At 69.9% G+C, this 21160-nt stretch carries 18 protein-coding genes; 8 read left to right on the top strand and 10 right to left on the bottom strand.

Annotated features, from left to right (window positions below; all coding sequences use genetic code 11):
- Position 1: 1 nt before the first annotated feature.
- From ACWDNU_RS03075 to ACWDNU_RS03065, 3 genes are read right to left on the bottom strand one after another with little or no spacing between them, the layout of a single operon-like run.
- Positions 2-268, bottom strand: a complete 267-nt coding sequence (locus ACWDNU_RS03075; protein WP_449667528.1) for an acyl carrier protein — start codon at positions 266-268, stop codon at positions 2-4.
- Positions 237-1505, bottom strand: a complete 1269-nt coding sequence (locus ACWDNU_RS03070) for a ketosynthase chain-length factor (protein ID WP_449667527.1) — start codon at positions 1503-1505, stop codon at positions 237-239. The genes ACWDNU_RS03075 and ACWDNU_RS03070 overlap by 32 nt, the downstream gene beginning before the upstream one ends.
- Positions 1502-2779 (bottom strand): beta-ketoacyl-[acyl-carrier-protein] synthase family protein, encoded by a 1278-nt coding sequence (locus ACWDNU_RS03065; protein ID WP_449667526.1) that lies wholly within the window; start codon positions 2777-2779, stop codon positions 1502-1504. Before ACWDNU_RS03065 ends, ACWDNU_RS03070 begins: the two co-directional genes overlap by 4 nt.
- Positions 2780-3282: 503 nt before the next feature.
- Between ACWDNU_RS03065 and ACWDNU_RS03060 the strand changes: the two genes are divergently transcribed.
- Entirely contained in the window at positions 3283-4056 is a 774-nt protein-coding gene (locus ACWDNU_RS03060; RefSeq protein ID WP_449667525.1) for an AfsR/SARP family transcriptional regulator, read from the top strand.
- Positions 4057-4133: 77 nt separating this feature from the next.
- On the opposite strand, the gene ACWDNU_RS03055 is transcribed toward ACWDNU_RS03060, so the two are convergent.
- From ACWDNU_RS03055 to ACWDNU_RS03045, 3 genes are all read right to left on the bottom strand, one after another.
- The gene (locus ACWDNU_RS03055; RefSeq protein ID WP_449667524.1) at positions 4134-6110 is read right to left on the bottom strand and encodes a KedN5 family methylcobalamin-dependent radical SAM C-methyltransferase; all 1977 of its coding nucleotides are present in this window, start codon (positions 6108-6110) and stop codon (positions 4134-4136) included.
- A 245-nt stretch (positions 6111-6355) separates the two neighbouring features.
- Positions 6356-7411 carry a ParB/RepB/Spo0J family partition protein gene (locus ACWDNU_RS03050; protein WP_449667523.1) on the bottom strand — a complete coding sequence of 352 codons (1056 nt, stop codon included), beginning with the start codon at positions 7409-7411 and terminating at the stop codon, positions 6356-6358.
- 56 nt (positions 7412-7467) lie between these two features.
- Positions 7468-8406, bottom strand: coding sequence for an aromatase/cyclase (locus tag ACWDNU_RS03045; protein ID WP_449667522.1), 939 nt, complete (start codon positions 8404-8406; stop codon positions 7468-7470).
- Between the two features lie 177 nt (positions 8407-8583).
- Between ACWDNU_RS03045 and ACWDNU_RS03040 the strand changes: the two genes are divergently transcribed.
- Entirely contained in the window at positions 8584-9033 is a 450-nt protein-coding gene (locus ACWDNU_RS03040; RefSeq protein ID WP_449667521.1) for a nuclear transport factor 2 family protein, read from the top strand.
- A gap of 19 nt (positions 9034-9052) precedes the next feature.
- Here ACWDNU_RS03040 and ACWDNU_RS03035 read toward each other — a convergent pair whose 3' ends face one another.
- Positions 9053-9826: a cyclase family protein gene (locus ACWDNU_RS03035; protein ID WP_449667520.1), complete on the bottom strand. Its 774-nt coding sequence runs from the start codon at positions 9824-9826 to the stop codon at positions 9053-9055.
- Between the two features lie 13 nt (positions 9827-9839).
- Positions 9840-11468: an FAD-dependent oxidoreductase gene (locus ACWDNU_RS03030; protein ID WP_449667519.1), complete on the bottom strand. Its 1629-nt coding sequence runs from the start codon at positions 11466-11468 to the stop codon at positions 9840-9842.
- 122 nt (positions 11469-11590) lie between these two features.
- On the opposite strand from ACWDNU_RS03030, the gene ACWDNU_RS03025 reads away from it, so the two are divergent.
- From ACWDNU_RS03025 to ACWDNU_RS03005, 5 genes are all read left to right on the top strand, one after another.
- Positions 11591-13177 carry an AMP-binding protein gene (locus ACWDNU_RS03025; protein WP_449667518.1) on the top strand — a complete coding sequence of 529 codons (1587 nt, stop codon included), beginning with the start codon at positions 11591-11593 and terminating at the stop codon, positions 13175-13177.
- Between the two features lie 3 nt (positions 13178-13180).
- Positions 13181-13495 carry an antibiotic biosynthesis monooxygenase family protein gene (locus ACWDNU_RS03020; RefSeq protein ID WP_449667517.1) on the top strand — a complete coding sequence of 105 codons (315 nt, stop codon included), beginning with the start codon at positions 13181-13183 and terminating at the stop codon, positions 13493-13495.
- A complete protein-coding gene (locus ACWDNU_RS03015) occupies positions 13492-14526 on the top strand; it encodes a methyltransferase (protein ID WP_449667516.1) in 1035 nt (344 codons plus the stop codon). The genes ACWDNU_RS03020 and ACWDNU_RS03015 overlap by 4 nt, the downstream gene beginning before the upstream one ends.
- A gap of 169 nt (positions 14527-14695) precedes the next feature.
- Entirely contained in the window at positions 14696-15913 is a 1218-nt protein-coding gene (locus ACWDNU_RS03010; protein WP_449667515.1) for a cytochrome P450, read from the top strand.
- 12 nt (positions 15914-15925) lie between these two features.
- Entirely contained in the window at positions 15926-16858 is a 933-nt protein-coding gene (locus ACWDNU_RS03005) for an SRPBCC family protein (protein ID WP_449667514.1), read from the top strand.
- A gap of 24 nt (positions 16859-16882) precedes the next feature.
- Here the strand turns inward: ACWDNU_RS03005 and ACWDNU_RS03000 are convergent, their stop codons facing one another.
- A complete protein-coding gene (locus ACWDNU_RS03000; protein ID WP_449667513.1) occupies positions 16883-18541 on the bottom strand; it encodes an FAD-dependent monooxygenase in 1659 nt (552 codons plus the stop codon).
- 103 nt (positions 18542-18644) lie between these two features.
- Positions 18645-19280: a TetR/AcrR family transcriptional regulator gene (locus tag ACWDNU_RS02995; protein ID WP_449667512.1), complete on the bottom strand. Its 636-nt coding sequence runs from the start codon at positions 19278-19280 to the stop codon at positions 18645-18647.
- Between the two features lie 99 nt (positions 19281-19379).
- Between ACWDNU_RS02995 and ACWDNU_RS02990 the strand changes: the two genes are divergently transcribed.
- Complete coding sequence (locus ACWDNU_RS02990; protein WP_449667511.1) at positions 19380-20879, top strand: DHA2 family efflux MFS transporter permease subunit; 1500 nt, start codon at positions 19380-19382, stop codon at positions 20877-20879.
- Positions 20880-21160 lie beyond the last annotated feature (281 nt).

Genomic DNA, 21160 nt, shown 5'->3' with positions numbered 1-21160 from the left:
TTCACGCGGTCTGGCCCATGCCGCCGTTGATCGCCCGCAGCAGCTCTCGCGGAGTCTTCGCGTCGCTGACCACGTCGTCGGGAAGGACTGCTCCGTACTCGCGTTCGATCCGGCCCACGGTGTTGAACAGGGCCAGCGAGTCGTAGCCGAGTTCGTCGAAGGCGGCGTCCATGATGTCGCCGTCGAGGACGGCCTCCTCGTCCTCGCCCGCGCATTCGCGCAGCAGCCGGGTGAGATCATCGATGGTGAACCGGGCCATGCCTGTCATCCCCTCTCCGCCAGGTGGTTTCCTCGCGCACCACCATCGCTGAGTTGAATCCGCCGTATCCCCTCGCCACCACCAGTGCGGTGGCGATCCCCGCGGGCCGCGGCGAGGTCGCGACCAGGTCGAGGACGTCGGTGTACCGGGGGCGCTCGACGTGGACGGTCGGCGGAATCACCTGGTCCCGGATGGCGAGCAGCGCGGCGGCGAGGTCGAGCGCGGCGCCGCCGCCCAGCAGCCGCCCGGTCATGGTCTTCGGCGCGGTCACCGGCACTCCGCGCGGACCGAACAGCGACGCCAGCACCCCGGCCTCGATCTCGTCCAGTCCGGGCACCCCGCTGGCGTCGGCGAAAACCACGTCCACGTCCGCCGGGACAAGGCCGGCTTCGGCCAGCGCGAGTTCGACGGCCCTGCGCAGCCCGGGCGGGCGGCCGGAACCAGGCCGCGGGTCGAAGGTGGCGCCGTAGCCGGCGATCTCGCCGTAGACCTGTGGCGCGGCCCGGTCCCGCGCGCCGGCGGGCTCCTCGAGCACCAGCAGCGCACCGCCTTCTCCCGGCACGTATCCCGAAGCGTCCGCCTGGAACGGCGCGTACCCGCGGCGCCGGTCGGCGGACGGGCTCAGCCGGCCCGACCTGGTCTGGCACAACCAGCCCCACGGGCACAGCGAACCGTCCACGCCGCCCGCGAGCATCACCGCCGTGCCGTCCCGCACGCTCTGCCGGGCCTTGGCGACCGCGTCCAGACCTCCTGCCTGCTCGCTCACCAACGCGCCGCTCGGCCCGCGCAGGCCGTGCCGGATCGAGATCTGGCCCGAGTTCACCGGATAGAACCAGGCAAAGGACTGATACGCGCTGACGTGGCTGCTGCCCTTGCTCCACAACGCCTCCAGCTCGCGTTGCCCGAACTCGAATCCGCCGCCGGAAGCCGCCGTGACCACGCCCGCCGCATAGGGCGGCAGCGCCGCCGGGTCGACTCCCGCGTCCGCGAACGCCTCGGCGGCCGCGATCAGCGCGAGCCTCGTCATGTGATCGGTCTGCGGAAGCAACCGGCCCGGCAGGAGCTTCTTGGCGTCGAGGTTGACCTCGCCGGCGAGCTCGGCGCCGTAGCCGGCCGGATCGAACCGGGTGATCCGGCCGATCGCGCTGCGGCCGGCGAGCGTCGCCGCCCAGTACTCCTCGACGCCCACCCCGTTCGGGGCCACGACGCCCAGCCCCGTCACAGCGGGAGCGACCGCCGTGCTCACCGCCGCCTCCGGTCCGGCGCGCCGAGCACGATCGCGGTCTGGAAGCCGCCGAACCCGCTCGCCACGGTGAGCGCCGTGTCCGTCCGCTGCTCCCTGGCGACCAGCGGCACGTAGTCGAGATCGCATTCCGGATCCGGCGTGCGCAGGTTGGCGGTCGGCGGGACCGCCGAATGCTCGATCGCGAGCACGCACGCCGCGACCTCCAGCGCGCAGACCGCGCCGAGCGAATGCCCGATCATCGACTTGATCGAACTGATCGGCACCCGGTAGGCGTGCGCGCCGAGACTCGCCTTGTACGCGGCGGTTTCGTGCCGGTCGTTCTGCTTGGTCGCCGAACCGTGCGCGTTGACGTAGTCCAGTTCGGACGGACTGATCCTGGCCCTGTCCAGCGCCGCGGTGATCGCGGCCGCCAATTCCTCACCGTCGGAACGCAGCCCGGTCATGCTGAAGGCGTTGCACCGCGAAGCGGTGCCGAGGATCTCCGCGTAGACGTGCGCGCCGCGCCGTCGCGCGTGGTCCAGCTCCTCCAGCACGAACAGAGCCGCGCCTTCCCCGAGCGCGAATCCGTTGCGGGTCGCGTCGAACGGGCGCGACGCCGATTCCGGTTCGTCGTTGCGGGGAGTGGTCGCTTTGATCGCGTCGAAACACGCGGCGGTGATGGGTGAGATCGCGGCGTCGGAGGCCCCGGCGAGCATGATGTCCGCCTGCCCGTGGCGGATGATGTCGCTGGCGTGCGTGACCACGTCGACGCCGGATGTGCACCCGGTCGAGACGATTCCCGCCGGGCCTTCCGCGCCGGCCAGCCAGGCCAGTTCCGCCGCCATCGACGACGGCAGGAAATAGTCGTAGAGATACGGCGAGCCGTGCGCGTCGTCGACGTGCCAGCTGGCTCCTTCGTCGCTGGCCACCGCGTACTCGCGGTCGAGGCTCTGCGTCATGCCGCACGCGGTGCCGACCATCACGCCACAGCGCAGCGGATCGAAATCCGGGCCGAGCGGGTCGACGCCGCTGTCCGCGATCGCTTCGCGGGCCGCGACGACGGCGAATTGCGTGGTCCGGTCCCATCTCCGGATCTGCCGTCGGGTCAGCCCGGCGACGATCGGGTCGAAGTCGGCTTCGGCGGCGACCCGGGAACGAAATTGCGCCGCGTCGAACTGCGAGATCGGCCTGGTCGCGGTGCGCCCGGCCATCAGCAGTTCCCAGAACGGCTTTGTTCCGATCCCGCCAGGCGCCACGACGCCGATGCCGGTCACCGCAGTGCGTCTGCCTCGCATTGCCATCCCGGTCCCCATCCGGTCAGCGGCCTGAACGGAGCGCATCCTCGCATCGCGTCTTCAAGCCGTGATAGAGGCGATATTCGCGCAATGCCGGGAAGGGATCGCCTCGACCAATCGTGGACCGCCGGGCCTGATTCTGGTTTATTCGCCGTCGGGCACAGATATGCCCGACGATAGCTCCCGTTCGGCCGGAACGTCGAGGCGACAGCGGGTTCACCGGCCCGGACACCCCGGCCGGTCGGGCGAATCCGATTTCCGGCTCCCGGCCGGAAATCTCATTAGGAAATGCTATCTAATCCAGCAGAAACGCTGAAGTGTCGATCCCGGTTTCAGCCTCGCCGTCGGTCGTTCAGCGGATCGGACGAATGCGTCTCCGCCGGATGCCGCTTCCCTACGGCCATATCGGCATGTCCGCCTGTTTTCTTTACAACCCGTGATCGCTGAGACATGATCGAACGCCTAGTGGCTGCGCTCGCTGAATTCGTCGGGTTGGGGAACCTATGAGATTCAATATCCTGGGGTCGCTCGAGGTGATATACAACGGCTACTGCTGGACGCCGACCGCGGCAAAAGTAAGGTCGACGCTGGCGTTGTTCGTCATACGACCCAATCAAGTAATCGACACCGGGGCGTTCTTCGACGAGCTGTGGGGCGACAACCCGCCGAAGACCGCGCTCACCACCCTGCAGACCTACGTCTACCAACTGCGCAAGAATTTCGACAGCCTCGCCGGGCCGGGGGCCGGCGAGCACTACATCGTCACCGGAGCCAACGGCTACCGGTTGCGGATGAACGAAGAGCTGCTCGACGCCAGCGTGTTCGAATCCCTCGTGCGGCAGGGGCAGGAACTCCTCGGTTCGGGACGTCTCGAGGAATCGTCGGCCAAAATCCGCAGCGCGCTCAGCCTGTGGCGGGGCCCGGCGCTCGCGGACGTGGTCGGCGGCCGCCGCCTCGAAGCGGGCGTCAGCGGTCTCGAAGAACTGCGCATCAGAGCGCTCAGCCTGCGCATCGAAGCCGACCGCAAGCTCGGCCGGACACTGGACCTGCTTCCGGAGCTGCGGCGGCTCGTCACGATCTATCCGCTCAACGAAACCTTCCACGGCGAGCTCATCACGGCACTGCACGACAGCGGCAGACGCAGCGAGGCACTCGACGCTTTTCGCTCGCTGCAAGAGGTTCTGCGCACCGAGCTCGGCCTCGAACCGTCCCTGCGGTTGCGCCGACTGCGCGACAGCCTGCTCGAGGACCAGGTGCCGGAGAGGACCGGCAGGTAGCGATTCGTCGCGCGAGAGGACGGGCGGCGCCTGGCGAACCCGGCGCCGCCCGTCCTCTCGCGCCGGATCCCGTGCGCTCACTCCGCGGTCCTCCCCGTCACCTCCAGGCTCAGTTCGGGCAGTTCCAGCACGGGAGGCCGGGGTTCGCTGCTGTTCTCCGGCGGGGGAGATCCCGCGAGATCCAGGTCTGCCCGCAGCGTCGCGTCCGGGATGCCGCAGTAGCGCGACACCTCCTCGCTGCTGAACATGTGATTGCAGAAGCCGGTGCGGTAGTAGAGCGGTTCGCTCCACCGGCCGGGCTCGGGCAGGGCGTCGCCCCGCCGGACGGCCGCGACCGTCGCCGGGATGTCGTATCCGAACTCCTCGTTCTCGACGCGGTAGTACTCGGTGTAGCCGATCTCGTCGACCGGGAGGTCGGATTCGGAGCCAGGCGCCACGTAGAGCGGCCGGGTCAGCAGGTCGTAGCGGAACAGCTCGTCGAGGAACGGCCGGACCCGGTCGTCGAGCCGGGGCTGGATCTCCTCGGTCCACCACTGCCGGAACAGCTCGGTCAGGCCTGGCTGGGCGTACATCCGGTGCAGCGACTCGTAGAGCTGCTTGAAGTCGAACAGCCCGGGCCGGGGGCCGAGTTCGGCGGCTTCCGCGGAGCTGGACCGTTCGAACCAGTCCGCGACGCTCAGGATCACCGCGGACTGGGTGATTCCCGCCAGCCGGACCAGCGGCACCCAGATGTGCCGGAACAGCATGTACTCGGTCAGCATCCGCGACCAGAACAGGAACTTGTGCATCCGCAGGTTGTCCTGGAGCGACATGCTCTTGTGCGCCAGCACGTATTCGAAGTCGTCGCGGTCGCCGCGCACGGTGACCAGCCCGAGTTCGTCCCGCCGGTGCGAGTAGTCGGTGTTCGGCAGGATCACCAGGGGATAGGTCGCGATGCTCGCCACGTGTTCGGCGAGGTAGTCGTACCCGCGCAGGAACGATTCGACGGTTTCGCCCGGCGCGCCCCAGATCAGCTCGGCGTACGCCTCCATGCCGCGTTCGCTGAGCCAGGTCGAGAGCCCGCTCCATTCGTTGATCTTCATGTTCTTGCGCTTCATCTCGTCCAGCGCGTACTCGTCCAGCGTCTGGAGCGCGAGGGTGAACGAGCCCTTGATGCCGACCTCCCGCATCCGGTCGACGATCCGGTAGAACCGCTTGGACTTGTTCTTGGTCCACGAGGTGATCAGGTGCCGGGGAAAGCCGTGCTTCGACCTCGTCGCGATGAAGTCCTCGAGGAAGTTCTCGTCGGCTTCCTGCATGCCGAAGTTCGAGTCGCACAGCGCGATCGTGTCGACCTTCCAGTGCGCGAGGAAAGCCAGCTCCTCCCGCAGCCGTTCCCGGGAGAAGCACCGGAACTTCTGCCCGATCGCGCCGCCCCAGTAGCAGAACGAGCACCGGTACGGACACCCGCGGTTCGTCTCCATCAGCGAAACGTCGTACCTGAACCGGCCGGTGTGGTCGGCCATCTCGATCGCACCGGTCAGGAACGGCGACGGGATCGTGTCGAGGTCGCTGATCCGCTCCGTCGCGGACGTTTCGACCAGGCTGCCTTCGGGGGAGCGGAAAGCGATTCCCGGAACCCCGCCGAATCCGGCCCGGTCCTCCGATGCCAGCCAGGCGGCGACCAGATCCCGCAGTACGAAGTCGCCTTCCCCGTTGACCACCACGTCGACCGAGGGGAACAGCCGGAAGACCCGGTTTCCTTGGTTCGCGACGTGCGTTCCGCCGAAGACCACCATGCCTCCGGGGTTCAGCTGCTTGAACGTTTCGGCGAGGATCCCGAACGATTGGAAGTTCCAGCCGAAGACGGAAAAGGCGAGCACGTCCGGCACGTCGTCCTGGAACAGGGCGGTGCAGATCGCGTCGGTGCTGGCGCCTCCTCGGAAGTTCCTGATCCGGCAGTCGACCTCGCCGGCCAGCCCGGAATCGCTGTCGATGGCAGCCTTCATGTAGCCCGCGGCGAGCGGCATTGACTCCAGGGGCATGTCCCATACGCCCTGCTGGACAATGTCCACGCGGCACCGCCTCGTGTAGCCGGTCACCATTCATCCCTTCTGAGCGCGGTCTGTGGATGCGGATCAGCCGGTCCGTGACGGCGCGCGAATGGCTCGGGCCGCACTGGAAAAAGCAATGAGACACCAATATCGATCAATATCGAAAATTGCTCTACCCGCATTTTCCAGGCTAGGGGCGCCCGCGCCGAGTGGCAACCATTGACTCGGCAGTGCTCAATGTTCGAGCCGATGAAGCGAGCCGATCGCTAATTGTCTCCGGCGTCGTCGCCGTCCAGCACTTCCGCTATCTGCTGCCATTTTCCGGCGCACTCCCGCGCGAGGTCGGCCAGCGCGTTGGTCCAGTAGGAGGGAACCGTCTGGACGAGGTCCCGGACGCCTTCGGCCCGGAGCCGGCGGACGCCGAGCCACTGCAACAGCGCCCGACCGGACTCGGTGTACCGGATGGCCGGGTCGTTGCGCAGATTCCGCAGGGCGGTGTCCAGGCCGGCGTCGGTCGCGCTGTCCATGCCGTCGGCCGCGGACCGCTGGGCCGGGAGAGGCCGGCTCGGCGGCGGCTGCCGCCGGGCCCTTTCCGGAACCGGGTCTTCGCCCCGGCGCAACCGCTCCCGCACGTCCCGGGCGGTGCCGAGGGAGACCCCTGACTCGCGGGCCACCTGGCGCAGCGGCGTCTCGGGACACGCGTCGATGATCCGTCCCGCCGCTCGCCGTCCCTCGGCGCTGTTGAGAGGGCGGACCCGGCCGTCGGCGCCCACTCGCGTGTTCAACTGCGGCACCGTGGAACTTGAACGCTTGCGGATCCCGCTGACGGTCGTGTCGGCCAGCCCGGAGATCTTCGCGACCGCCCGATCCGACCAATCCGGATGGGCTTCCAGAATGCGCACCGCGGCGGCCTCGCGGTCTGCCAGGGACAGGGGCAGGCCGTGGGCGACGTTGGCGCGGACGGCCTCCACGAACGCGCTGTCCGCGCTGCCGTTGAAGAACCGCACGGCGACGGTCTCCTCGCCGCGGAGTTTCGCGGCCTGTACTCGGTGCATGCCGTCGATCACCCGCATCGTGGGGCGGTGGACCAGGACAGGGGGAAGCTGTTCGAAGTCCGCCGACGCGAGTATCCGGACGTGCTCGGCGTCCTCTCCGCCGATCCGGGGCGAATCCCCCGGCAGCAGGGAACTGATCGGCACGACGACGACGGCGAACGGATCGGCGTCTTCGGGAGGATCCTGCCAGCGGACCGGCCGCCGCTCGCTGTCTTCCGGCAGCACCGCCGCGTCGGCCCCGCGCGACGCTCGATCCCCCAGAGTCATGAACCCCCCTCGGTCCGCCCCGGCGGCCAAAGCCGGCGCGAGGCGGACGTCTCCGTTCAGAATCCTGCCCTGGCCTCCGCGTAAGCCTTCGCGAGCCTCAGGTTTTCCATGCTGTTTGCGCTCAGGACTCGCCGCAGGCAGCGGCGGGCGTGCTCGACCGTCGTTCCGTCTCCGAAGAGGTGCAGGCCGCTCGGCTTGATGGTCGCGGTGTGCCGTGCGGTGGCCACCAGGCCCTCCGGAGCCTCGGCGAACTCCCAATGCCCGGTGTGCGCGTCCATGGTCTTGGGCGGTTGCAGCTGCTTGTACACGATCTTGTGCTGGGGCAAGCAGATTCGCACCGACCTGGTGGTGTGCCGGGAGTTGTCGGCCGAAACGGTGTCCATGTCGAAGAACTGGATATTCGGGACCTCTTCGTCCAGCACGAGCCGGGTGACGTGCGGCAGGCGAGCCGGCCATTTCTCGGCTTCGTAGAGGTAGTCGTAGGCGTCTTTGACGGCGCCGACGATGAACAACGGGTCCTCGAACGAAACAGTCAGCTGTTCGAGGGCGTCGCGGTCTTCCGCCGCGTACCGCAGCGCGGCGAGATCTTCTCGGCAGTCCTTCAGCACGTTTTCCCGTGCCTCGTCGGCAGTGATCCGGGCATCGTCGCGAAGCATGAACTCCTCGAATCTGGTGACCAGGGTTTCCCCGCCGTTGACCGGCTCGAAACTCCAGCCGCCGGCGGCCGACGCGAACGGAGCCTCGGGAGGTTCCTGGGCGAACCGCACCTGGAAATCCGCCACCCGCCGCCGCGCGCGCCAGGTTCGCACAGTGTGTTCGTCGAGCACCGACCAGTATTGCAGCAGATCCGAGTTCTCCGTTCGTTCCAGGCATTCGACGTGCACCGCACTCGGGTGAATTTGCGGCCACCTCGCCACATCGAGCGCCACCTCGCGGGCAGTTGACGGGGGAGCGGCCACCACGCTCTGCTCGGCAATGCTGTACGTCTGCGACATGGGCTCGAGTCCTCCGTTGCGTGCGCTGGGCGTCGGCTTTCGCATGGAAGAGATTCCGCGGCGCTCTCGAGAATTGCCGGAGCGCGCCGGAAGGGCTTCGCGCACCACCGGATTTCGACCGGGCCAAGGCACAGTGCGCGGCGTCGTTTTTCGTTCGCCCCAGGTCAGGAGACGGCCATGTCCGCGGATATCGACGAGTCCGGCAACGGTATTTGCTCCGGGCACACCTATTCCGAGGTTCAGCAGTTCTACGCGCGGCACATGCATCTGCTGGATTCCGGGGCCACCGACGAGTGGGCGGCCACTTTCAGCCGGTCCGGCTCGTTCACGGTGCCGACCGCGCCGGATCCGGTCGTGGGGCGTGCCGCGATAGCCGAGGCGCTGGCCGCCTCGGTCCGCAAGCTCCAGGACGCCGGCGAGCGGCACCGGCACTGGCACGGAATGATCGACGTGCGGGTCCGTCCGGACGGCGGGCTCGATGTGCGGTGCTATGCCTTGGTTTTCGCGTCGAGCCGCGGCGAAGGCTCGCGTTTGCACCGGGTGTGCGTGTGCCGGGACGTCCTGGTTCGCGAAGAGGGCGAACTCCGGGTCGCCACGCGGGTGGTGACCCGGGACGATCTGCCGTGAGGCGGCGGTCTCCCGAGCGTCAAGGCTCGTCCAGCAGCGCGACAGCCCGGGTCCAGCCCGCTCCCGCGCCCGCGATCTTCACCGGGAAGCACGACACGGTGAAACCGGTGCTGGGCAGGCGGTCCAGGTTCGACAAGCGTTCTATCTGGCAGTATTCGCGAGAACGGCCGAGGAAGTGCGCGGGCCACAGCACGCCGGTGTCGCCGGTGCGCCGGTATTCCGCGATCATGTGCGGGAACGGCGCGTCCAGGCTGAACGCGTCCGTGCCGATCACCAGTACGCCGAGGTCGAGCAGCAGTTTCGCGGCGGAGCCGTCGATACCGGCGAAATCGGTGAAATACGCGGGAGTGCCGGCCAGCCGGTCCGCTCCGGTGTTGAGCAGCACGATCTCCCGCTGCCGGGGAGCCCGGCCGATCCGCTCGAACTCGCGGTTCAGCGCGCCGGAGCCGACGGCGCCCGCTGGAGCGCCGGTGAGGTCGAGCACGATTCCGGGCCCGAAGAACCATTCCAGCGGCAGTTCGTCGATGTGGCGTGCCCGGCCGTACGTCGCCTTCGTGCCGTAGTGGGACGGGGCGTCCACGTGCGTGCCGGTGTGGGTGGTGAGGGTCATGGTGTCCAGCGACAGCAGTTCGCGGTCGGGAAGCACGGCGGGATCGAAGTCCAGCTGGTGCCGTTCCCGCATGCCCTCGGCCATGTGCACGGCGCCCTGGGCAGGCGAGAGGATCTCGTGCACGATCGGATTCGGTTCCCAGCGGGAGGCGTCCACCGGCGTGGACAGATCGACCATGCGCATCGGCGTGCCTCCTTCAGCCCGCTGCCGGGGCATCGCGTTCGCCGGGCGTCGCGGGGATCAAGTGCATTCCCCGCAGCAGCGATTCGAGTTCGGCCGCCTCGCGGGCTGTTCCGCGCGCCGCGAGGTAGCCGTCGGGCCGGATCAGCGCGTAGTTGCCCGCCGGCCCGAGAAGATCGGCGCGCAGCGTGCCGCCGGGATCCGCGAGCGGATGCGGCCCGGCGGGCCGGCCGGTCTCCGACGCGGTGCGCACCGAAACCGCCTGCCGGTAACGTCGGTCGACCTCGGCCAGCGCCGCCGGCAGCGCCGGATCGCCGGCGAACCCGACGAGGGTCCAGCGCGGGTCGGTGAGCTCCGCCGACAATGTCTGCCAGCCCCGGCTGCGCCGCTCCGTCCCGGCCGAACAGGCGACCCGGTGCCCGGGCGCGATTCCCGCCCGTCCGCCGGCGGCACGGGTGAGCGGGCTGCCTGCGTAGTGCAGCGCGAGTCCGGACATGCCTTTGAGGATCTTCCGCTCGACCCCGCGCTTGACCGGGGCGAGCGTGTTCAGCAGCCACAGTCCGGCAGGCAGCAGCACCGGCGCGGCGGCCTCGCGCAAGGCGATCAGCGAGGTGGCCGTTTTGGTCGAGCCGAGCAGGACCGCGCCGACCGGGACCCGTTCCGCGCTGTAGCTGTCCAGCAGCCTGGCTCCGGCCCGGCCGCGGATCACGTCCGCGAGTTTCCAGGCGAGGTTGACCGCGTCCTGAATTCCGGTGTTCATGCCCTGCCCGGACGCGGGGCTGTGGACGTGGGCGGCGTCGCCCGCGACGAAACACCGCCCGATGCCCATGCGGTCGATCATCCGTTGCTGGATGGTGAACACCGAGACCCAGGTCGGCGGATCCACCTCGACCGGCGTGCCGAGCGCCTGCGAGATTTTGCCCGCGAACCGCAGGCGCACCGTCTCGTCGGTGTCGTTCCGGTTGGCGTCGGCGGTGTCCAGCAACCTCCACTTGCCGGGCGCGGGGAACGGCACCAGGAGAATCGACCCGGCCCGGGTGTGCATCCAGTGCAGGCTGTCCCGGCGCAGGTCGGCGTGCACGATCGCGTCCGCCACCAGCCATTGCTCGGACGACTCGCCGGACAGCCGCAGGCCGAGCCGGTCGCGTACCGTGCTGTGCCCGCCGTCCGCGCCGACCAGCCACGGCGTGGTCAGGTCTTCGGCCGTGCCGTCCGGTCCCCGCAGCCGTACCGAAACCCGGTCCGGTTCCTGCCGCAAGGACACCAGTTCGGTCGACCATTCGACGTCGCTTCCGAACGCGTGCAAGCGATCGCGCAGGACCTGCTCGACGGTCGTCTGGTCGACCTGCAGGGTGAACGGGAACCGGGTGGGCAGCCGGGAGTAGTCCGTGCCCAGCCGGGTCAGTTCGCGACCGCGCATGTGGACGGTGAAGTTCTCGGCGCGCTGCCCCCGCGCGAGCAGGTCGTCCAGCACGCCCATCTGGTGGTAGGTCTCCAGGGTTCTCGCGTGGTTCGCGGTCGCCCTGCTGGTGGGGGCCGGGCCCGCGGCCCGGTCGACGATCCGGACAGCGACGCCGCGGCGGAGCAGTTCGTGCGCCGCGGTCAGTCCGACCGGTCCCGCACCGACCACGAGTGCTTCAGCCATGGCCAGAAGAATCGCGACGGCTTTCGACGCGGGACCGAGCCCCGCTCGAACAGCCCGCTCCAGCGACGGTTGAGCGGAACGTGGGAGTTTCGGCGGCCCCGCGGGCGACGAGGAGAACCTTCATGCCGAGCACGGCCGCTTCCATCGCAACCGGGCCGCCGCTGGACGTGCTCGCCGAACTGGCGGGCGGGCCGAGGGTCGACGATCTGGTGCGCAGGGCGGCGGAGGTCGCCCCGGATCGCGTGGCGCTCGCCGCGGCGAACACCCGGATCACCTTCCGGGAACTCGACGACCAGGCCGACCGCGCGGCCGCGGGCGTGCGGAGGGCGCTCGGCGAGACCGGCACGGTGGTGGCCCTCGCCGGCGAGCTCGATCCGTTGTTCGCGATCGGTTTCTACGGGATCTGCCGGTCGGGCAAGACCGTCGCGATCGTCAATCCGTTGCTGCGCGAGGAAATGCTGGCCAACTTGCTGCGGATGTGCGGCGCCGTGATGGCGATTGTGCCGCCGGTGCCGCACGCGCGCCTGATGCGCGTCCTCGACCGGCTGCCGGACCTGCGGCACGTCGTGCTGATGCGGTCCGGCGCGGGGGACGGCCGCACCCGCACCTTCGGCGATCTGCTCGCCCATGAGCCAGGCGGCGGCGCGCGACCGGCCCGTCCGGATCCGGACGGGGTGGCCTGCATCCAGTTCACCAGCGGCACGACCGGTGCGCCGAAAGGCGTCCGGCTCTCGCACCGGAACCTGACTGTGAACGCGGCGCAGATCGCGCACGGGCATCAGCTGGACGGCGATTCGGTGCTGTTCAACTACCTGCCGACGTTCCATCTGATGCATCTGAACGCCGGCGTCGGCGTCGCCGCGAGGCATGTGCTGTACGCGGGTGACGACGCGGTAGCCGCCGTCGGCGCCGCGGCCCGCTCCGGCGCGACACACCTGTACAGCCTTCCGGTCCGGCTGGCCAGGCTGGCCGTCGACGCCCGGTTGCCGTCCGCGGCCGTCCCGTCTCTGCGGGCGATCCTCTCCGGCGGTTCCGCGCTGTCCGCTTCGCTGGCCGGAACCCTGTCCGCGCACTTCGGAGTCCCGGTGGTGCAAGGGTTCGGTCTCGCCGAGACCTCGCCTGCCACCCATCTCGGCGAGCTGGACCGCCCGAAGCCCGGCTCGTCCGGGGTCCTGGTGCCGGGCGCGCGCTGCCGCATAGTCGACCTCGAGACCGGCGAGGTCGTCGCGATCGGCGAGAAAGGCGAGATCCAGGTCGACGGCCCGCAGCTGATGCTCGGCTACCTCGGCCGGGACCTGCGCGAGGACGTCGACCGGGACGGCTGGTTCGCCACCGGCGACGTCGGCTACCTCGACCGCGACGGACACCTGTTCGTGGTCGACCGGATCAAAGACGTCTTCAAGTGCGACAACTGGCTGGTCTCGCCGAGCCAGATCGAAGCGGTCCTGCTGCGCCATCCGGACGTGCGGGACTGCGTCGTGCTCGAGCGGCCCGATCCGTTCCGCGGCGCAGTCGCGCGCGGGCTCGTCGTCGCCGAGCGCGCCGGCGTCGACGTCGAGCTGCTGCGTGCCTTCGTCAACGACCAGGTGCCCTACTACGAGCAGCTCGCCGCCATCGACCTGGTGGCGAGCATTCCCCGCTCGCCGACGGGAAAAGTGTCCCGGCGCGATCTGAACCAGCGGATCCGGGCCGAGAAGGAAGGAGCGTGAACGGTGTTCGTGTTCATCAATCGGTATTCCGTGACGGGTGACCGCGCCGCCTTCGAGCGGGTGCTCGGCCGGATCAAGGAACACATGCGGCAGCAGGAGGGATGGCATTCCCACCGGCTCTACCAATCGGTCCGCGATCCCGACGTGTACATCGAAACCGCGGAATGGGTCGACGCCGCCGCGCACCGGCGGGCCACCAGCAGCGACGGGTTCCGGATCCCGGTGCGCGAGATCGGCGCGCTCGCCACGGTGAACCCGGGGCCGTTCGTCGAGGTGACGCAGCAGCTCGCCGAGCCGGAACCGGGCCCGCGGCCGTGACCGGCCCGGACGCGGGGACCGCGGAAGCGGCCAGGCAGCTGCGGGAGCTGGCGTTGAGCGGAGCCCGCGCCGCCGCGGTGCGGGCCGCTGCCCGGCTCCGCGTCGCGGACGCGCTCGGCGAGCGACCGGCCGGAGCGGCCGTCCTGGCCGAAGCGCTGGGCGTCGACGCCGATTCGTTGCGCAGGCTGCTGCGGGCGCTGGTGTGCCACGGCGTCTTCGCCGAGGCCGAGGACGACCGGTTCGCGCACAACCGGTTGTCCCGGCTGCTGCGGGCGGATTCGCCGCACAGCCTGAGGGACCTCGTCCTGTGGAGCACCGAACCCTGGACCTGGGAGCTGTGGCCGTTGCTCGATCGCGCCGTCCGCACCGGCTCGCCGATGCTCTTCGCGGTGCACGGCAAGAAGTTCTTCGACTATCTGCACGATGACGCACCGGAATCCGCGGCCGTTTTCGATCGCGCCATGTCCCAGGCCAGCGCTCTCTCGGTACGGGCCGTGACCGATGCCCTCGATCTTTCGTCGACGAAGGTGCTGGCCGACGTCGCGGGCGGACAAGGGCATCAGCTGGCGGCGTGCCTCGCCCGGCATCCCGCGCTGCGGGGAGTGCTGCTCGACCTTCCCGGCGTAGTGGCCGACGCCGATCCCCGCCTGCGCGACGGGGGCGAGTTCTCGGATCGCGCCGAGGTGGTCGCCGCCGACTGCCTCGAGGGGATTCCGGTGACGGCCGACGCGTACCTCGTAAAGAACGTGCTTGAGTGGAACGACGAGGCCACCCTCGCATTGCTGCGCAACATCGCCGTCGCCGCCGAGCCCGATGCGCGGGTCCTGGTGGTGGAGAATCTGCTGGACGGCGGCCGCGGCGCGGACGTGTCCATCGCCATGGACTTGCTGCTGATGCTGAACATCGGCGGCAAACGGCACACCGCGAAGGGGCTGCTGGCGTTGATCGACGAGGCAGGCCTGACCACCGTCGACGTCGCACCGATCACGTCCTACCTGCACCTCGTCGAATGCGCGGTCCCTCGACGATGAGCACGGCCGCCGGCGAAGACGCCGGACGGGCTGCCGGGCGGCGGCTCGCCTCGCGCTGAGTCCGGGCGAGGGCGGTCCGTCGCGGTGTGCCGGCCGCGCGATCCGTTCCCCCCTGGCCGCCCCGGCGCAGCTGACCGCGTTCTCCACCGTTTTCACAAGGGAGTGCCGCATGACAGAGAACGACGCTGTCCCGACGTTGCCGCTGCCGGGCCGTTGTCCCTTCGCACCGCCCGCCGTGTACGCCGACCTTCGTGCGAGAGCGTCGCTGATCCGAGCCGAGCTGCCCACCGGCGTTCCGGTGTGGCTGGCGACCCGGCACGCAACGGCGCGGAGGGTGTTGAGCGACGCCCGGATCAGCACGGACAGCACTCGCCCCGGATTCCCGCTGGGACAGTCCGACGCGGCACTGGAGCCGGAGCAGCAGCGGCTCCTGCACGAGGGCCGGTTCGCCGACATGGACCCGCCGGAACACGGCGTATACCGGCGGATGCTGACCGCCGAGTTCAGCCTTCGCCGGGTGCGGGCGCTCCGTCCGCTGGTGCTGCGGGTCGTGGACCAGCAGATCGACGCGGTCCTCGCGGCGGGGCCGCCCGCCGATCTGGTGGCCGGATTCGCCCGCGCCGTGCCGTCGCTGGTGATCAGCGAACTGCTCGGCATTCCGGAAGCGGATCGCGGCACGCTGCTCGACTGCGCCACCAGGATGCTCGGCGTCACCACGTCCGCCGAGGCCGCGGCCTCGGCGCGGCTGGAGCTCAAGAACTACCTCGACGACCTGGTGGCGCGGGCCGAACGGCGGCCGGCCGACAACCTCGTCGGACGGCTGGTGACCCAGCGGATGGCCGCGGGCGACCTGTCGCACCAGGGAGTCGTCAACATGGCCGCGATGCTGATCGGGGCGGGATTCGTCACCACCGCGACCATGATCGCGATGTCGGTGCTGACGCTGCTGGAATACTCCGGCCAGCTGGCCGCGCTCCGGGCCGAGCCGAGGCTGTGGCCCGGCTCGGTCGAGGAACTCCTGCGGTTCCACTCGGTCGTCGACTGGGCCGCCTTCGACCGGATGGCGCTGGAAGACATCGAAATCTGCGGCCAGGAGGTGCACGCGGGAGACGGCATCTTCGTGCTGAGCGCGTCGGCCAACCACGACGAGCGGGTCTTCGATCGCCCCGCCGAGTTCGACATCCGCCGCGACGCGCGCCGCCACCTCGCTTTCGGCTACGGCGTGCACCAGTGCCTCGGCCAGCATCTGGCACGGCTGGAGATCGAACTCGCGTGCCGCCGGCTGTTCGAGCGCGTCACCGGGCTGCGGCTGTCCGTCCCGGTGGCCGAGCTCCCGTTCGACGACGTCGGGAACTTCGGCCTTTACCGGCTCCCAGTCACCTGGTGAAAGGAAACGACCGTGCCGCTCGCAGACGTGCAGCACAACAGGATCAGCAGCACCGTCGACGTCCCCGCGGCCGTCGTCTACGCCCTGTTCGCCGACATCCCCGCGTGGCCGACGCTGTTTCCGTGGATCCTGCACACGCGATGGCTCGCCCGCGACGGCGCCAAGTCCCGGTTCCGGTGCTGGGCACTGCGGCCGGACGGAACCGTGCGGACCTGGGCCACCCGCGTCGAACTCGATCCTGGCTCGCTGGAGGTCCGCTTCGAACAGGAGGAGGCGGTCGACGAGGTCGGGAAACTGACCGGCCGCTGGAGCTTCCGGCCGCTGGCGGACCGGCGCACCGAGATCCGGTCCGAGCAGTCCTTCCGGCTCGCCGAGGACGACGCCGGACTGCGCGACCGCGTGCTGGGCATCCTGCGCCGGCAGAGCCGGCGGCAACTGGACGCGTTGGCGGAACGTTCGGCCCGGCGTGCCGAGTTCGAGGCATTGACGCTGACGTTCGAGGATTCCCTCACGATCCGCGGCACCGCGGCCTCCGCCCGCCAGGTCGTCGACGCCGTGCGCGAGTGGCCCGCCCGGGTGGCCCACGTCGAGCGGGTGGCGCAGACCTGGAAAAACCCGGAAACCAGCCTGGTCGAACTCGACGTCCACGACAGCGGCGGCTATCCGGGCGCCCGGCGGATGGCATGGATCTCGTTGCCGGAGCCCGAAATCGTGTACCGGCAGCTCGCCCTTCCCAGCACAGTCGCCCAGCACATCGGCCGATGGCAGTTCGCCGAACTCCCGCACGGAGTCGCGGTGACCGCGCGGCAGACCGTGGTGTTCGCGACTCGCCTGGCGAACAAGCGAGAACTCGCAGTCGCTCGCGGCCGGCTGCGCGCGGAACTCGGCGCCGAAGCGGCGGACATCCTGCGCGCGGTCAAGGAGGAGGTCGAGGGGCCGCGGTGATCTCCCGCGGCCGGTCTCCCGGCATCACGAGCCGGCCGCGGGCAAGTCCAGTATCCGGCGCAGCGCGCGTTGAACGGCGGCGGGCCCGTCCTCGGCCGCGGCGACGGAACGCCAGCCGATGATGCCGTCCGGCCGCACCAGCACGGCCCCGTCCGGCTTGATCCCGGATCCGGCCGCCCACCGGCCCGCAGGATCCGCGAGATCACCGTCAGGTCCGATGACGTGCACGGCCAGCCGGACTCCCAGCGCCGCCGCGCCGGCCTCGGCGTCGCGCCAGGGTTCCCCCTGCGAACCGGTCAGCAGCGCGAACTCCGGGCCCGCGAGGTCCACGGTCGACATCCGCGCGCCGGTCGGCCGCTCGACCCAGGCGTGCGGAACCCGGGTGCCGGGGGAGCCGTCGAGGTTGGCGGCGACCTCGTCGGGGGACAACGGCGTCGTCCTCGGCTCGACCACGGCGCTCGAATCGCAGAGTTCGCATAGGTGCGCCACCGAATGGTCGACCATGCCGACCCGCTTCCTCGCTTCCGGCGTCGCCTTCTCCGGATTCCAGTGCAGGTCCGGATTGGCCAGCCGGATCATCGCCTGGTCGAAGACGAACCTGCCGCGCGGGAACCGTTCGGCGTGGTAGCTCTCCAGCAGGCGCGGCCCCGCGAGGCCGGCCACGGTCATCGCCAGCTTCCACGCGAGGTTGTGGGCGTCGCAGAGGCCCGTGCTCAGCCCGAAGCCGCCCGCCGGGGGCAGCGTGTGCGCGGCGTCGCCGACAAAGTGCACCCGCCCCTGCGCGAATCGGTCCGCCAGCCGCGCGGTGAACCGGTACGGCAGCCGGGAGAGGATTTCCAGCTCCTGTCCGGCGCGTCCGAGCCCGGTGCGGATGATCTCCCGGCAGCGCTGCTCGGAATAGCCGGCGAGCGGGTCGTCGTGCTCGCCGGGGAGCTGGATGTGGTAGCACCAGCGGTCCCCGCCGAGCGCGACCAGCCCGCCGGCGGCATCGGGATGCGTGATGAACGCGGGGGAGAAGAATCCCTTGCTGGCGACCAGATCGCTGAGGTCGGCCCGGAACAGCACATTGATCACGTAGCCGCCGACCGGGCCGGGTCCGGTGCTGCCGACGCCGAGGCAGGTCCGGGCGGTGCTGTCGGCGCCGTCCGCCGCGACGACGTGTTCCGCGTCCACTGTGGACACCTCGCCGCTGGCAAGGTCGTGCAGGTCGATCTCGACGTGGTCGGCGGCCGGGCGGATCTCGACGACTTCGGTCCGCCACCGGATGCCGGCCCCGCGATGGCGGCGGTACGCGTCCGCCAGGATCCGGTCGAGCCGGTCCTGGCCGCAGCCGCCGAGGTCGGACCGCGGGGTGAACTCCTTGATCGGATCCGCGAACGCCTTGGACTGGTTGGGTTTCCGGGCGATCTCGGCCGGGTCCGCGTCGGCGATGGTCCTGGCCTTGATCATGCCGTGCGTCTCGCTGCGTTTCTCGGCGGCCGCCTCTGCCTCGGCTCCGACGCCGAGGCTGAACACGGCCTCCCACGCTCTCGGCCCGATGCTGCTCGCCCTGGGATGGTCGGACAGCCCCGTCCTTCGCTCGACCACCAGCGGGCTGACTCCGTGCTGGGCGAGGAAAGCGGCGGCGGCGAGACCGACGGTTCCGGCGCCGGCGACCAAGACGGGCACCCGCTGCTTCGACATAGGGACCTCCGCGGTTCGATCCGGCTCGCGCTGGATCGCCATCTTGGCGGAGCCGGTCGGCGATGGCTGGTGCGGCGATCGAGCCGGCGCCCCCGCGCCCGCCTCAGACCCGCCGGTGCGCGCGGACGATCAGGTCGGCGACCTCGCGGGCGATCGTCGCGCGCTCGGCCGCGGTGATCGGTTGCGCCCCGTACATCGAACGGGTGCGCCCTTCGATGCCGAGCAGGTTGCTGAACTGGTGGGCCGACAGCACCGGATCCGGGACCAGCAGATCGCCTGCCCGGTCGCGGTCGCGCAAGTAGTCGGCGATCAGGCCGATCGCGGTCTGCGTGGAGTCGCTGTCCCGCCACAGCCGCTGCAGATCCGGCAGATGGGTCAGTTCCGCGACGGTCAGCCGGTGCAACGCGGCCACTTCGGGAGCGAGCAGGATCCGCAGGAGCCGCTCGCCGGTCGCTTCCAGGTCGGCCCGCGGGTTTCCGGTGTCGACGATCAGGTTGCTCCAGACGCCGGGGCCGGCCGCTTCGGCTCGCACCCGTTCGACGACCGCGAGAAACAGCCGTTCCTTGTTGCCGAAATGGCCGTAGACGGTCTGCTTGCCGACTCCGGCCGCCGCCGCGATGGCGTCGACGCTGGCTCGCACGTAGCCCTCGCGAAGGAAGACCTCGGTCGCCCCCCGCAGGATCGCCGTGTACTTGGCGGCCGACCTTCCCTCGGGCGGCGCCGCTGCTGGCTGAGTCATGGGCCGAGCATAACGCACCACTAGACGGAACCGGTCAGTCTAGAGTAAGACTGAACTGGTCGGTCTAGTCTAATCGCATCGAGAGGAAACCGATCTTCCATGACAGGTACCCGCGGCACCCCGAACGAGGGGGGCCAGGCCGCCGGCGGGCCCGCGCCGGGCGATCGGCTTGACCCGGCCCTGATCCGACTCGCCTTGGTCCTGATGCTCGGCGCGTTCGCGTCGATGCTGGACACGACGATCGTGGCGGTCGCGATCAATACGCTGCAGACGTCTTTCGACACGACCGTGGCGACGGTTCAGTGGGTCAGCACCGCCTACCTGCTGGCGATGTCGATGATCATCCCGGTCACTTCCTGGACAGTGGACCGCTTCGGGGCCAAGAGGATGTGGCTGGTGTCGATCGTCGTGTTCATGATCGGCTCGGTACTGTGCGGCTTCGCCTGGTCGATCGGCAGCTTGATCGCGTTCCGCGTGGTCCAGGGCGTCGGCGGCGGCATGCTGCTGCCTCTGGTCCGCACGATCCTCGCCCCCGCGGCGGGCCAGGCCAGGATGGGCCGCGCGATGATCTTCGTCGCCGTGCCCGGCAGCCTCGCCCCGGTGCTCGGCGCCGTCCTCGGCGGCCTGGTCATCGGCTCGCTGTCCTGGCGGTGGGCGTTCTACATCAACATTCCGGTGTGCCTGCTCGCGCTCGTGCTGTCCTGGGTGCTGATGCCGAACGACCGCAAGCGCGGCGCCGCCCGGCTCGACGTGCTCGGCCTCGCACTGCTGTCGGTCGGGTTCGCCGCCATCGTGTTCGCGCTGTCCGAGGTGGGCCGCACCGGCGATTTCGGGTCCTGGCTCGTGCTGACCACGCTGATCCTGGGCCTCGTGCTGGTGACGGCCTACGTCTTCCACGCGCTCTTCACCAAGCAGACGCCCATCATCGACGTCCGGCTCTTCCGGATCCGGTCGTTCGCCGCGTCGACGCTGGTGCTGTTCCTCTTCGGAGCCTCGTTGTTCGGGACCGCGCTGCTGCTGCCGCTGTACTACCAGCAGGTGCACGGAGCCTCGGTCTTCACCGCGGGCATGCTGCTCATCCCGCAGGGGGTCGGCATCGGCGTCGCGTCGCTGTTCGCCGGGAAGTTCATCGACCGGATCGGAGCGGAACGGGCCATCGCGATCGCCGGGATGGCCTTGGCCGCGGGCGGCGCCATTCCCTACGCGCTGGGCGGCCCGGACGCCGATCTGGTCGTGCTGGCGGTGGCTCAGTTCGTCGGCGCGCTCGGCCTCGGCGCGGCTCCGCTTGCCGCGACCACCGCGACGTACGCGGAGCTGCGCAAGTCCGAGATGGGCCCGGCCACCAGCGCCAGCCGGATTCTGCAACTCGTCGGCGGCGCGCTCGGGGCCGCCGTGCTGACCGTCATCCTGCAACGCGAGTTCTCCGCGAACCCGGGCCACGACCTGGCCGCGAAAGCCGCCGCGTTCGGCGGCACCTTCTGGTGGGCCATCGGCCTGACCGGCGCGGCGCTGATTCCCGCGTTGCTGCTGCCGCACAAGAAGAACAGCGGGCCGCCGGCCGAGGAGAGCGTCGAGCCGGCGCAGTCGGAGGCCCGCTAGCGCGATCGCACCGGCGTGCGGTCCCGCACGCCGGTCGGGCAGACCGGCCTCGGCGGGCCGCACGACGGTCGCACCGGCCGGCTGCGAAGCCGGACATCTTCCCGGCCGGCCGGGAAGATGTCCGGTCTTGTCCGGTAAGGGTTGAACTGCACTGAACCATTACCGCACGATGGCGGCATGGAAGAAAACCGTTGCCCCCGTTGCAGCTGGCCCCTGGCCGAGCTGCCCGCTTCCGCTGTCGTTCCCGCGTCGGCGGCCAGCCGGACTGAGTACGTGCGTTG

The organism is Amycolatopsis sp. NPDC003676 (assembly GCF_053587275.1).
The sequence above is the reverse complement of the archived record's forward strand: the minus strand, read 5'-3'. Positions and strand labels throughout refer to the sequence as shown.